Consider the following 12,610-nt stretch of genomic DNA (forward strand, 5'->3'; position numbering starts at 1 on the left):
GGCCATGACAGCAGGCAAAAACGGAATCACCTACGCGGATGCGGGCGTTGATATTGATGCGGGGAATGCTCTGGTCGACCGGATAAAACCTGCTGCCAAGCGGACCAACAGATCCGGTGTGATGAGCGGGCTGGGCGGGTTCGGCGCATTGTTCGACCTGAAGGATGCAGGTTATCGGGACCCGATTCTTGTCGGCGCCACCGACGGTGTTGGCACCAAGTTGCGGATCGCGATTGATACAGGCCTGGTCGATGGCGTCGGTATCGATCTTGTGGCCATGTGCGTCAACGATCTGATCTGTCAGGGGGCTGAGCCACTTTTCTTCCTCGACTATTTCGCCACAGGCAAACTGGATACCGAGACCGCCGCACGGATTATTGAGGGCATTGCCGAAGGCTGCGTTCAATCGGATTGCGCATTGATCGGTGGTGAAACTGCCGAGATGCCGGGCATGTATCCCGATGGTGATTTCGATTTGGCCGGGTTTTCGGTCGGTGCGATGGAGCGCGGCGCACACCTTCCTGCAGATGTTCAAAAGAGTGACGTGTTGCTTGGGCTGGCCTCAAACGGGGTGCATTCCAATGGCTATTCGCTAGTGCGCAAGCTGGTCGAGATCTCGGGCCTGGGTTGGGATGCGGCATCGCCCTTTGGGGATGGATCGCTGGGCGAGGCACTGCTGACCCCGACGCGCCTTTACGTGAAACCTGCGCTACAGGCGATCCGGACAGGCGGGGTGCATGCGCTCGCCCATATCACCGGCGGTGGCCTGACCGAAAACCTGCCACGGGTGCTGCCCGAAGGGCTGGGTGCCCAGATCGACTTGAACTCCTGGGATTTGCCACCCGTATTCCGCTGGATGGCAGAAACCGGCGGTATTGCTGAATCCGAGATGCTCAAGACTTTCAACTGCGGCATCGGCATGATCGTGGTTTGCGGCGCAGAGCAGTCCGACGACCTGTCGGCACTGCTGGCCCAAGCTGGTGAGACGGTTTCGCGGATTGGCACCGTGACCGACACCGCAGGAGTGGCCTATTCGGGCAAATTGCTGTGAGCCATAAGCGCGTCGCCATTCTGATCTCGGGCGGGGGGTCGAATATGGTCTCTCTGGTCGACAGCATGACCGGTGACCATCCGGCGCGGCCCTGTCTGGTCCTGTCGAACGATGCCGGGGCAGGCGGGCTGAAAAAGGCAGCTGATCGGGGAATTGCAACCGCAGCCGTTGATCACCGACCCTTCAAAGGCGACCGCGCGGCTTTCGAAGCCGAGCTGCTGAAACCGTTAGAGAAAGCACAACCGGACATCGTATGTTTGGCCGGGTTCATGCGGGTGCTGACCGGTGATTTCGTCTCGCGCTTTCAGGGTCGGATGCTCAACATCCACCCGTCACTGTTGCCGAAATACAAGGGTCTGAACACCCATGCCCGTGCGATTGCAGCAGGTGATATCGAGCATGGATGCTCGGTTCACGAAGTGACCGCAGCGCTGGACGATGGCCCAATCTTGGGGCAAGCCCGCCTGAATATTGAGGCTGGAGACACTCCTGAGACTTTGGCGGCGCGCGTTCTGACCTACGAACACAGGCTTTATCCGGCCGTATTGCGCCGCTTTGCCGGAAATGACCGCACGCCGGTGCTTTTGCCGTGAATCCCGCGGGGTGATTTACACGCGGTTGCCATTCGGCCTATGGTTCGCCCGACGGCCCGGAAACGTGTAGGACTGACGGGTGATTAAAAACAAAAGCAAGAATAGCACCACGAATGAAAACCCTCACGACGACGCAAGAGCTGGCCGATTTCTGCAAAGCGGCTGCGGCCTTTGATTATGTAACCTTAGATACCGAGTTCCTGCGCGAACGGACCTACTATTCAAAACTTTGCCTGCTTCAACTGGCGGTCCCGTCGCCCGACGAAGACAGCGCCGTTTTGGTCGACCCGTTGGCCGAAGGGATGACTCTGGAGCCTTTGTACGAGCTCTTCGCCGATGAAAGCGTGGTCAAAGTATTTCACGCAGCCCGTCAGGATCTTGAGATTTTCTGGGTTGAGGCGGGTGTGTTCCCCAATCCTCTGTTCGACACTCAGGTCGCCGCCATGGTCTGCGGATTTGGCGAGCAGGTTGGTTATGAAACCCTGGTGCGCAAGATTTGTAAGGAAGGCGTGGACAAGACCTCTCGATTTACCGACTGGTCACGCCGCCCGCTGTCCGAGGCGCAAAAGACCTATGCGCTGGCAGATGTAACGCATTTGCGGAAAATCTATGAATATCTGGCGGCCGAGCTGACGAAAACCAAGCGCAGCCATTGGGTCGCCGAAGAGCTGCGCACGCTGACGCAATCCGGCACCTATGAGATCCAGCCCGAAAACGCGTGGAAGCGTATCAAAACCCGGACGAACTCGGCCAAGTTTTTGGCTGTTGTTCGCGAGTTGGCCGAGTTCCGCGAAGCCTATGCGCAGGAAAACAACGTACCGCGCAGCCGGGTGTTCAAAGACGACGCTCTGATCGAACTGGCATCGACCAAGCCGAAATCTTTCTCAGATTTGGGCGGATCGCGCCTGCTGCTGCGCGAGGCCCGCAAAGGGGTCATTGCGGATGGGATTCTGGCCGCTGTCAAAAAGGGTGTTAATTGCCCACCAGAAAAATTGCCCAAGATTGATACCAGCCGTGACAAGTTGAAGGTAAATCCTGCGCTTGCCGACCTATTGCGGGTGCTGCTGAAATCAAAAACGGAAAGCTCGGGCGTGGCTGCCAAACTGATTGCTACCAGTTCCGAACTGGATCAGATCGCAGCCGGTGAACGGGAATTACCTGCAATGTCCGGTTGGCGGTTCGAGGTATTCGGCGAAGATGCCCTGAAGCTGTGCGATGGCAAAATCGCCCTGGCAGCTAAAGGGCAGACCGTCACGGTCGTAGAGCTTTAGCAGGAATTATCTGCGGCGGGATTCCAGGGCATTTTGTTCCCCTTTGACGCGGACCAGCCGAATGTTTGCAAGCTCGTCTCGGCTGATATTGATTGCATTGGATACCCTTCGGGACCGTTCGGTCCCCTGGCTTGTCGCATATGACGGGTAGTCGACACGGAACGTGAATTCGAGAATGCCGTTTTTCGCATTCTCTTCGCTTTCAACACGAACAAGCCGCGCATTATAGGCACCCTGCCTTGCAGCAATCCCAGTCGTGTAAACGATAGCTCCATTCGGAATTGGATCGATCCGCAATTCTTCGATCTTGGCGATCGGGAAGCTCTTATCCTCGGGTGGCTTCTTGGAAAACAGGCCAACACCATCGTCTGTCTGGGGAACCAGCGCATTTGCATCGTTCACCGAGACTTCAGAGGGGGCAGGCGTGCTGGACCCAAACCAGTTTGTCGGGTTGACCCGAGAATCACGCCAAGCGCTGCAAGCCGACAGGGTCAAGGCAGCAGCCAAAAGAACAGACAGTGATTTCTTCATCGTCACAACACCCAGAGCAGTCTATATGGCAATGAGTTATCGCACTTTTCCGGGTTTGAAAAGCCACGTGGGGGGCTGGACAGATGCTGGTCAGGATCATAGTTCAAAAATGTGAACCCAATGAGAGGACAGCCCCGAGATGGCGACACCTGCTTTTGAAGAAATCGTCGAAGATTTCGAATTCCTGGAGGACTGGGAAGACCGGTACCGCCATGTCATCGAGCAGGGGAAAGCGATGGCGCCAATGGATGATGCGTTGAAGGTGCCTGCAACCAAAGTACATGGTTGCGCCAGCCAGGTCTGGCTGCATCCCAGTGTCGAGGGAGGGATCTTTCATTTTGACGGCGACAGTGATGCTCTGATCGTGCGGGGGCTGATTGCGGTTCTGCGATCCCTATATAACGGCCTGCCGGTTCAAGAAGTCCCGCAGGTTGACGCAGGAGGCGAACTGGCGCGGCTGGGGTTAAACGATCATCTTTCCGCGCAACGATCTAACGGTTTGAGGGCGATGATCGACCGTATCCGCGAGGTCGCGATAGAGGCCGCCTAAAGCGGGCGGCTGGCCCAGTCGCTCAGCGTGGATTGCAGATCACCATAGCCGGTAAAACGGCGCTCGAAAGCTAGGCCCATTCGGTCTGCGCACTCCTTGGCCCGTTCGGTCAGAACCGCATCATCAGTCTGTGCCTGATAAACCAGTTTCGTGTAGTTGCCGAAATACATTTCCCTAAGCTCGGGGTGCCGATCCAGCCCCAGCGGCTTCCAGACGAAGGCATCGAATTGACGTGCCAGAAAATCTGTTAGGTAGAACGCTGTAGTTTCATCCTCGCCGCGATTTTCAAAGACCTGGTTCCCCTCGAAGAAAGAATAGCAGTGGGGCCCTTTAATCATCTCCACACCCATCTCCTCGCAGGCTTTCTGCAACAGGCCACCGGTGCCGCAATCTGCATAGACGACATAAACTTTATCGTATTGGTCGCGGTGTTTGGCAACGGCCTCTTCCACCGCCTGCGTGATTCGTTCCGGGTGGACGTGCAAGATGGCGGGCAGGCAGGTCAGTTCCATATGATCCCAGCCGTTACGACGCTTTAGGTCCAGGATTTCCCGCGCCAGCGCACCGCAGGCCAATAACAGAATTCGCCCTGCGCCGTGATGGTCTGAATAGCCCTGCGTTGTCAGGCTGGCGTCGTCGGGAAGTTGGTCCTGAGTCATTTCGCGCCTCTTTCTCGTTATCTAGAAAATCGGCATATTCGGTGGCTGGCAAGCCCGTTTTCGACACATAATGTCGGCTTCGGATCAGGGTAGGGTGAATAAATGAAAAAGGCCGCCCGAAAACCGGACGGCCCTGAAATGGTCTAGACGTCGATCAACCCGCCAGCTGATTGTGCTTGCGCGAGACAAAATCCTTTGCGGTCTCAACCGCTACGGCTGCGTCACGGCAATAGGCATCAGCACCGATCGCCTTGCCGAACTCTTCGTTCAGGGGCGCGCCGCCAACCAGAACGATATAGTCGTCGCGCCGACCCTGTTCGATCAGTGTGTCGATCACGACTTTCATATATGGCATGGTCGTCGTCAGCAGGGCCGACATGCCCAGGATATCGGGCTGTTCGGTATCAAGCGCTTCCAGATAGTTTTCGACGGGGTTGTTGATGCCGATATCAACAACCTCGAATCCGGCGCCTTCCATCATCATTGACACCAGGTTTTTGCCAATGTCGTGAATGTCGCCCTTAACAGTGCCGATCACCATTTTTCCAACGCGCGGTGCGCCGGTTTCTGCCAGCAGTGGCTTGAGGATAAACATGCCGCCCTTCATTGCGTTTGCGGCCAGCAAGACCTCGGGTACGAACAGAATGCCGTCACGGAAGTCGTGGCCCACAACCGTCATGCCGCCGACCAGTGCCTTGGTCAGGATGTCATAAGGTGTCCATCCGCGCTCCAGCAGGATGTTCACACCTTCTTCGATTTCTTCTTTCAGACCGTCGTAAAGGTCATCGAACATCTGTTCGACCAGTTCGTCGTCGTTCAGTTCGGACAGGACGATGTCTTCTTCATCGGACATGGGGCGTTTCCCTGAGCTGTTCGGGCCTTGCGCCCGTGGTGGCATTTTTTCCGTTTTGGCCATTTCGCCGTAATACTACTGTGACGATTGCGACCTTGGCAGTTCCGAGACCGACCTATAGGCCAAATTTGTCGTTATCTCGACGTCATTTTACACATGAACATCCTGCAATTCGTTCAAATGCACCAAATGTCCAGGGCCTGATTGGGGCTCTGATGATGCCTCAGAAAGGTAAATGTGCCGCTTGCCGGACCGGTCGATATTCCATATACCAAATGGCATGAACAAAAGTAGAACAAACCTTCCTTCGGCCATTGCCAAGGGGCGAGCAGCCACGGAAAATACGGCAGGCAGATTCGAACGGTTTGACACAATCCCCTGCGATGACGGCTGGGGGTATGATGACGATCTTCCTCCGTTGCGGACTGAAGTCAGGCACGAGACGGCACGCAGCATAATCACTTATAACCGCTCTCCCGACTTGCCATTTGATCGTTCGATCAACCCCTACCGGGGGTGCGAGCACGGCTGCATCTATTGCTTTGCACGGCCCAGCCACGCCTATCTGGGTCTGTCGCCGGGGCTGGATTTTGAGACGCGCTTGATTGCCCGACCCAATGCGGCCGAGCTTCTTCGCAAAGAGCTTTCTGCGAAAGGTTACAGTGTTGCGCCGATTGCGATTGGAACCAATACCGACCCTTATCAGCCAGTTGAAAAAAACCTCGGAATCACAAGGTCTTGTTTGTCGGTGCTTACTGAGTTTCGCCATCCGGTTGCGATTGTGACCAAGGGGGCACTGATCGAACGTGACCTCGATCTGCTCGCACAGATGGCGGAACAGGGTTTGGTTCGGGTCGGGATATCTCTGACCACGTTGGATGCGGATTTATCGCGCCGAATGGAGCCACGGGCACCCGCGCCAAATCGGCGCCTGAAAATCATTCGCATGCTGACCGAAGCGGGGGTTCCGGTGCGGGTCATGACCTCACCTTCAATTCCCGGTTTGACAGATCATGAGATGGAAAGCCTGTTAGAGGCGGGCAGGGATGCCGGGGCGGATGCAGCAAGCTGGATTATGCTGCGGTTGCCGCGCGAAGTTTCGGAACTTTGGCAAACCTGGCTGCAAGAGCAAGAGCCAACGCGCGCCGAAAAAGTCATGTCCAAGCTTCGGCAAATGCACGGGGGCAGGGACTATGATCCGCGCTGGGGCCACCGAATGCGCGGTGAGGGCGAATATGCCGAGATGGTGGCTAAGCGGTTTTCACTGGCTGTAAAACGACTGGGCCTTGCAACGCGCACCCCGAAGCTGCGGTGCGATTTGTTCGATATCCCGCCCCAAGCCGGGGACCAGTTGACGCTGTTCTAACAAATCAGCCCCGGATTCTGGTCCGGGGCTGTTTGGTTTGTTGGGGATCGAAATCAGCGTTTTTCGATGTCCACGTAATCGCGACTGGTTTCGCCCAGATAGAGCTGGCGCGGGCGGCCGATTTTGTTCTGTGGATCTGCGATCATCTCTTTCCACTGACTGACCCAGCCAACGGTGCGCGACAGTGCGAAAATCGGGGTGAACATCGATGTCGGGAAACCCATCGCCTCGAGGATGATCCCTGAATAGAAGTCCACATTCGGGAACAGTTTCTTTTCGGAGAAATACGGATCTTCCAGTGCCTGTTTTTCCAGCGCCTTGGCGACTTGCAGCTTGGGATTGTCCTCAATCCCCAGCAGATCCAACACTTCGTCGGCGGATTGCTTCATAACCTTGGCGCGCGGGTCAAAGTTCTTATAGACGCGGTGACCAAAGCCCATCAGGCGGAACGGATCAGCCTTGTCTTTGGCGCGGGCGATAAATTCCGGGATACGGTCAACCGTGCCAATTTCTTCCAGCATTTCAAGGCAGGCCTGGTTTGCGCCGCCATGGGCAGGGCCCCAAAGACACGCGATACCAGCGGCAATACACGCAAACGGGTTCGCCCCCGAGGACGAGGCCAAACGCACAGTCGAAGTCGAGGCATTCTGTTCGTGATCCGCGTGCAGAGTAAAGATGCGGTCCATCGCGCGGCTGAGGATTGGGTTCACCTCATATTCCTCGGCAGGGACGCTGAAGCACATGCGCAGGAAGTTTGACGCATAATCCAGATCGTTGCGCGGGTACACGAAAGGCTGACCGGTGTGATACTTGTAAGCCCAGGCAGCTATGGTCGGCATCTTGGCGATCAGACGATGGGATGCGACCTCACGCTGATGCGGGTCGGAAACATCGGTCGAATCGTGATAGAACGCAGACATCGCGCCCACGACACCAACCATGATCGCCATCGGATGCGCATCACGGCGGAAGCCACGATAGAAATATTGCATCTGTTCGTGCAGCATGGTGTGGCGGGTGATCGTGGTTTCAAACTTTTCCAGTTCCTTGGCCGCCGGCAGCTCTCCATAAAGCAACAGGTAGCACACTTCGAGGAAATGCGATTTCTCGGCCAACTGGTCGATCGGATAGCCACGGTGCAGCAGTTCACCTTTTTCGCCGTCGATATAGGTGATGGTGCTGTCGCAGCTGGCGGTCGATGTGAAGCCGGGGTCATAGGTGAACACATCCGCTTCGCTGTACAGCTTGCGGATGTCGATGACATCAGGTCCCACGGTAGGCGAATGAACCGGCAACTCGTATGTTTTACCATGTACGGTCAAAGTGGCTGATTTATTGCTGTCGGTCATAATGTCCCTTCCTCATTCATACGTGAAACGGATCGTCGTCCGTTTCGGCGGGCAACGGTTGCGCACAGGGGCGCAGCCCGGGTGTTAGCGGAGCAGCGTTACCCAAATGTGAAACCTTTGGTTATGTCGCTGCGTCGGAGAGCCGTGCCAGGGTTTCATCCCGCCCAAGCACAAGCATCATATCAAAAACCGAAGGCGTTACAGCCCGACCAGCCAATGCAGCGCGCAATGGCCCTGCCAGCTTGCCAAACTTTAGCCCTTTCGCTTCTGCAAACGAGTTCAGGGCACTCTCCAGTTCGTTCCGGGTCCAGCTAGCATTTTGCACGTGCGGCGTCAATTCACTCAGTATACCGTCGGATACAGAGGACAGCGCCTTTGCAGCCTTCTCATCAGGTTTAATCGGGCGTGACGTCAGCACAAAATGCGCTTTTTCAAGGAGTTCCGGGAAAGTGCGTGCCCGATCCTTGAGGCAATACATCGCACGTTCCAGATCACCTGATTGTGCATTGGTGAGAGCGGGCAGTCCCGCCGCCGCCAGGTATCCCTGAATTTCCTGCCGCAATGCGGCATCGCCAGTGATTGGAATATGCTGACCACATAGATTCTCGAGCTTTTTCAGATCGAACCGTGCAGGGCTTTTACCGATTCCAGTCAGATCGAACCACTCTTTCGCCTGCTCATCTGTAAAGAATTCGTCATCCCCATGGCTCCAGCCGAGACGGGCTAGATAGTTGCGCATACCCGCGGCCGGGTACCCCATCGCCTGATATTCTTGGGCACCCAAAGCTCCGTGACGTTTGGATAGTTTCTTGCCGTCCGGACCATGAATCAGCGGAATATGTGCCCAGACCGGAACATCCCAACCCATGGCTTCATAGATCATCATCTGGCGTGCGGCATTGTTCAGGTGATCGTCGCCCCGGATAACATGGGTCACACCCATGTCGTGATCATCCACAACAACCGCCAGCATATAAACCGGTGTTCCGTCCGAGCGCAGCAGGATCATGTCGTCCAACTGATCGTTGCGGATTGTCACGTCGCCCTGAACCTGATCGCGGATCACGGTGACCCCGTCCCGCGGTGCCTTTATGCGGATCGCATATGGGGCGTCAGGTTGGGTCGAAGGGTCAGCGTCGCGCCAGGGGCTCTGGAACAGCGTCGATTTTCCCTCTGCACGCGCCTGTTCGCGAAAGGCTGTGATCTCGTCCTGGGTCGAAAAACATTTGTAGGCTTTGTCGTCCGCCAGCAGCTGATGTGCCACTTCAGCATGACGCGGGGCGCCTTCGTATTGGCTGATCACATCGCCATCATGGTCCAGGCCCAACCAGGACATCCCCTGAAGAATTGCTGCAGTAGCCTCTGGCGTTGAGCGTTCGCGGTCCGTGTCTTCAATCCGCAATAAGAACTTGCCACCACGTCCCCGAGCAAAGAGCCAGTTGAACAATGCAGTGCGCGCGCCGCCGATGTGAAGAAAACCAGTGGGTGAAGGTGCAAAACGGGTGACGACCTGATCGGACATAGTGTGGATTAACCTTTTGGTAACCGTGTCGGGCTTAACTTGGCGCCTGTCTAACGAGCCCGAAGGACGGGGGCAACCATGCGTGTTCTGGCACGGGTCGAGACCGCATTGCTGAACCAGACAGGCTATTTGTTTCAGTGGTCACCAGTGTGCTTGGCCATTGGCATCGGCCTGTATTTCGCGCTCCGGTTCGAGCCGGGGTGGCAGATTTACGTCTGTTTCAGCGCGGTAATTGTTGCGGCTATGGGGATGGCCCGCAAATCGCGGTCTGGCTGGGCTTCGTTGGCAATCGGGGGGGCGCTGATCGCTGCCGGGTTTATCCTGGCCGGCGCACGTGCCCATACGGTGGCAGAGCCGGTTCTGTCTTGGCGGTACTATGGCCCGGTCGAGGGACGTGTTGTCGCCATTGACCGCTCTGCGTCGGATGCGCTGCGGGTAACGCTCGATCGGGTGCGGTTAGGGGACGTGCCTTTGGATCGACGCCCGCGGCGCGTCCGACTTTCCCTGCATGGTGGGGATGTCGCACTGGTTCCCGGGCAAAGGATCATGACAACAGGTCATCTGTCGCCGCCTCAGGGGCCGGTAGAGCCCGGCGGTTTCGATTTCCGTCGCCACGCATGGTTTCAACGTTTAGGGGCGGTCGGGTACACGCGCGTACCGGTGTTGTCGGTTGCCCCGCCGGACAGGACCAATCTCCGCATCACGGCGTGGAGGATGGCGATCTCTGAGTATGTGCGCGCATTGCTGCCTGGAGAGGTCGGAGGTTTCGCCGCGGCTGTCACGACGGGTGATCGCAGCGGAATGGGGCAGGAAACGCTGAACAATCTACGGGCATCTAATCTGGCTCATCTGTTGGCGATATCCGGATTGCATATGGGGTTGCTGACAGGTTTCATTTATCTGATCTGCAGGGTCACGCTGTCTGCTGTCCCGGTGCTCGCTCTTAGACTTCCGGTCCGCAAGTTTGCAGCGGTTTGCGCCTTGGTCGCGGCGGTTGTTTATCTATTGCTGTCTGGCGGGAATGTCGCAACAGAGCGGGCCTTTATCATGGTCAGCGTAATGCTGGGGGCCATTTTGATCGACAGAAGGTCAATTTCGCTACGCGCGGTGGCCGTCGCTGCCCTTATCGTGCTGTCGTTGCGACCAGAATCTCTGTTAAGCCCCGGTTTTCAGATGTCTTTTGCTGCAACAACGGCACTTGTGGCCGTTTTCGGAGCCTTACGCGGTTTCGGTTCTGCTTTCGGGCCGAAATGGCTACGGCCCATTATCGGGGTATTGATGTCATCTGCCATAGCGGGGCTTGCCACCGCACCGATTGGGGCCGCGCATTTCAATTCACTGTCTCACTATGGGCTGGTTGCGAATATGCTGTCGGTCCCGGTGATGGGAACCGTCGTGGTTCCTGCGGCCGTTATTGCCGCAATCCTGGCGCCATTCGGGCTTGAGTGGATTGGGCTGGCGGTCATGGGGGCAGGGTTGGAATGGATTCTGGCGGTTTCAGACTGGATCTCGGGACTGGAAGGTGCGCAAGGATATGTGGTCAGTCCACCGTCCTACGTCTTGCCCATATTTGCATTGGGCGCGCTGTGGATCGCCTTGTGGCGCGGTGGGGCAAGGTGGGTCGGCGTCGCACCTTGCATGGTGGCGATTGCGCTTTGGGGGCAGGGTAACCGTCCGGAAGTTTTGGTCGCAGCTTCCGGTGGGTTGGTTGGTGTGATGACTGATCAGGGGCGCGCGCTGAGCAAGGAAAAGGGCAGCAAATTTATTGCAACCGTATGGCTTGAAAACGACGGAGACGGCGCGAGCCAGAAAACTGCCGCAAATCGCTGGCCCGATGGGAAAGATCTGTCGCAAAGATATTTCTGGCAGGGCAAAGAGCTGATTCACCTCACCGGCAAACGATCTGCGCGCGAATTCAGCGAATGTGGAGATGACCAAATCGTCATCTCTGCTGTTCCGGTCCAGCTGTCCGGCACCTGTATGGTGATTGATCCCGAGTTGCTGACCAAGACAGGAAGTATTGCACTGTCTAGCGGAAACGTAATGACCAGTGCCGAAGTCATAGGCAAAAGGCTGTGGTCGCCAGACAGCTAAAGATCAATAGCTTCGGATCAGCCCAACCAAACGGCCCTGAACCTTGACCTTATCTTCGGGCAGTACACGCGTTTCATAGGCCGGGTTGGCAGCCTCAAGCGCTATCGCCTGACCTCTCCGAAAGAACCGTTTGAGCGTTGCTTCCTGATCTTCGACCAGAGCGACAACGATATCGCCATTATCAGCCGCGGAGGTTTCGCGGATGACGACCACATCCCCGTCGTTGATGCCTGCGTCAATCATCGAATCGCCGCGTACTTCAAGTGCGTAGTGCTCGCCTCTGCCGGAAACCATGCTTCCGGGGACGGCAACGCGGTGCGAGACATGGCTGATCGCCTCGATCGGAACACCTGCTGCGATGCGTCCCATGACCGGCAATTCCATTGCGTCAACGGTCACTGGTTCGAAATTCGCGGGGCGTCTGCCTTCGGGTTTGTCACCTTCGATAACACGGGGCTTGAAAGCGACTGTAGGCTCTCCTCCCAGGCTTTCAGGAAGTTTGACGATTTCGATGGCCCGGGCACGATGGGCCAGACGACGGATAAAGCCGCGTTCTTCAAGCGCTGTGATCAACCGATGGATGCCGGATTTGGACCGCAGGTCCAGCGCAGCTTTCATTTCATCGAAACTTGGGGGGACGCCATCCGCCTGAACTCGTTTATGGATGAACTCCAACAAATCCAACTGCTTCTTGGTCAGCATTGCTCACACCTCGTCGCTCATACGTTTTCTTTTGTTCTACGCATGTTCACGTTTTGTGTCAATGGTTTT

At 56.6% G+C, this 12,610-nt stretch carries 12 protein-coding genes; 6 read left to right on the forward strand and 6 right to left on the reverse strand.

Annotation, left to right across the window (positions count from 1 at the left end; genetic code table 11):
- Nucleotides 1-4: 4 nt before the first annotated feature.
- The 3 genes from purM to rnd all read left to right on the forward strand — a co-directional run bounded on the left by purM (nt 5) and on the right by rnd (nt 2,915).
- Nucleotides 5-1,051, forward strand: a complete 1,047-nt coding sequence (gene purM / locus AC2FGB_RS02200; RefSeq protein WP_496693479.1) for a phosphoribosylformylglycinamidine cyclo-ligase — start codon at nt 5-7, stop codon at nt 1,049-1,051.
- Nucleotides 1,048-1,644: a phosphoribosylglycinamide formyltransferase gene (gene purN, locus AC2FGB_RS02205; protein ID WP_496710091.1), complete on the forward strand. Its 597-nt coding sequence runs from the start codon at nt 1,048-1,050 to the stop codon at nt 1,642-1,644. Before purM ends, purN begins: the two co-directional genes overlap by 4 nt.
- 113 nt (nt 1,645-1,757) lie before the next feature.
- Nucleotides 1,758-2,915 (forward strand): ribonuclease D, encoded by a 1,158-nt coding sequence (gene rnd / locus AC2FGB_RS02210; RefSeq protein ID WP_496710090.1) that lies wholly within the window; start codon nt 1,758-1,760, stop codon nt 2,913-2,915.
- 6 nt (nt 2,916-2,921) lie between these two features.
- Here the strand turns inward: rnd and AC2FGB_RS02215 are convergent, their stop codons facing one another.
- Entirely contained in the window at nt 2,922-3,446 is a 525-nt protein-coding gene (locus tag AC2FGB_RS02215; protein WP_271947285.1) for a hypothetical protein, read from the reverse strand.
- A 139-nt stretch (nt 3,447-3,585) separates the two neighbouring features.
- Between AC2FGB_RS02215 and AC2FGB_RS02220 the strand changes: the two genes are divergently transcribed.
- Complete coding sequence (locus tag AC2FGB_RS02220) at nt 3,586-3,996, forward strand: SufE family protein (protein WP_496688197.1); 411 nt, start codon at nt 3,586-3,588, stop codon at nt 3,994-3,996.
- Here AC2FGB_RS02220 and AC2FGB_RS02225 read toward each other — a convergent pair.
- Both AC2FGB_RS02225 and AC2FGB_RS02230 read right to left on the reverse strand, forming a co-directional pair.
- Nucleotides 3,993-4,655 carry a DUF1638 domain-containing protein gene (locus AC2FGB_RS02225; protein WP_142633590.1) on the reverse strand — a complete coding sequence of 221 codons (663 nt, stop codon included), beginning with the start codon at nt 4,653-4,655 and terminating at the stop codon, nt 3,993-3,995. The two genes, AC2FGB_RS02220 and AC2FGB_RS02225, sit on opposite strands and share 4 nt — an antisense overlap.
- A gap of 154 nt (nt 4,656-4,809) precedes the next feature.
- Nucleotides 4,810-5,508 carry a corrinoid protein gene (locus AC2FGB_RS02230; RefSeq protein WP_271947279.1) on the reverse strand — a complete coding sequence of 233 codons (699 nt, stop codon included), beginning with the start codon at nt 5,506-5,508 and terminating at the stop codon, nt 4,810-4,812.
- 280 nt (nt 5,509-5,788) lie between these two features.
- Between AC2FGB_RS02230 and AC2FGB_RS02235 the strand changes: the two genes are divergently transcribed.
- On the forward strand, nt 5,789-6,874 hold the full coding sequence (locus AC2FGB_RS02235) for a PA0069 family radical SAM protein (RefSeq protein ID WP_496688196.1): 1,086 nt from the start codon (nt 5,789-5,791) through the stop codon (nt 6,872-6,874).
- 53 nt (nt 6,875-6,927) lie between these two features.
- Here the strand turns inward: AC2FGB_RS02235 and gltA are convergent, their stop codons facing one another.
- On the reverse strand, nt 6,928-8,223 hold the full coding sequence (gene gltA / locus AC2FGB_RS02240) for a citrate synthase (RefSeq protein WP_142633596.1): 1,296 nt from the start codon (nt 8,221-8,223) through the stop codon (nt 6,928-6,930).
- 121 nt (nt 8,224-8,344) lie between these two features.
- Complete coding sequence (gene gltX / locus AC2FGB_RS02245; protein WP_496693481.1) at nt 8,345-9,745, reverse strand: glutamate--tRNA ligase; 1,401 nt, start codon at nt 9,743-9,745, stop codon at nt 8,345-8,347.
- A 78-nt stretch (nt 9,746-9,823) separates the two neighbouring features.
- On the opposite strand from gltX, the gene AC2FGB_RS02250 reads away from it, so the two are divergent.
- Nucleotides 9,824-11,839, forward strand: coding sequence for a ComEC/Rec2 family competence protein (locus AC2FGB_RS02250; RefSeq protein ID WP_496688193.1), 2,016 nt, complete (start codon nt 9,824-9,826; stop codon nt 11,837-11,839).
- A 3-nt stretch (nt 11,840-11,842) separates the two neighbouring features.
- Here AC2FGB_RS02250 and lexA read toward each other — a convergent pair whose 3' ends face one another.
- Nucleotides 11,843-12,541, reverse strand: a complete 699-nt coding sequence (lexA, locus tag AC2FGB_RS02255; RefSeq protein ID WP_142633603.1) for a transcriptional repressor LexA — start codon at nt 12,539-12,541, stop codon at nt 11,843-11,845.
- Nucleotides 12,542-12,610 lie beyond the last annotated feature (69 nt).

The sequence above is a fragment of the Ruegeria sp. CDSC021 genome, assembly GCF_059610845.1.

What these genes read in the sequence shown, in the direction of transcription:
- purM (WP_496693479.1), top strand. Translation starts at nt 5, where the DNA reads ATGACAGCAGGCAAAAACGGAATCACCTACGCGGATGCGGGCGTTGAT.
- rnd (WP_496710090.1), top strand. Translation starts at nt 1,758, where the DNA reads ATGAAAACCCTCACGACGACGCAAGAGCTGGCCGATTTCTGCAAAGCG.
- AC2FGB_RS02215 (WP_271947285.1), bottom strand. Translation starts at nt 3,446, where the DNA reads ATGAAGAAATCACTGTCTGTTCTTTTGGCTGCTGCCTTGACCCTGTCG.
- AC2FGB_RS02220 (WP_496688197.1), top strand. Translation starts at nt 3,586, where the DNA reads ATGGCGACACCTGCTTTTGAAGAAATCGTCGAAGATTTCGAATTCCTG.
- AC2FGB_RS02225 (WP_142633590.1), bottom strand. Translation starts at nt 4,655, where the DNA reads ATGACTCAGGACCAACTTCCCGACGACGCCAGCCTGACAACGCAGGGC.
- AC2FGB_RS02230 (WP_271947279.1), bottom strand. Translation starts at nt 5,508, where the DNA reads ATGTCCGATGAAGAAGACATCGTCCTGTCCGAACTGAACGACGACGAA.
- AC2FGB_RS02235 (WP_496688196.1), top strand. Translation starts at nt 5,789, where the DNA reads ATGAACAAAAGTAGAACAAACCTTCCTTCGGCCATTGCCAAGGGGCGA.
- gltA (WP_142633596.1), bottom strand. Translation starts at nt 8,223, where the DNA reads ATGACCGACAGCAATAAATCAGCCACTTTGACCGTACATGGTAAAACA.
- gltX (WP_496693481.1), bottom strand. Translation starts at nt 9,745, where the DNA reads ATGTCCGATCAGGTCGTCACCCGTTTTGCACCTTCACCCACTGGTTTT.
- AC2FGB_RS02250 (WP_496688193.1), top strand. Translation starts at nt 9,824, where the DNA reads ATGCGTGTTCTGGCACGGGTCGAGACCGCATTGCTGAACCAGACAGGC.
- lexA (WP_142633603.1), bottom strand. Translation starts at nt 12,541, where the DNA reads ATGCTGACCAAGAAGCAGTTGGATTTGTTGGAGTTCATCCATAAACGA.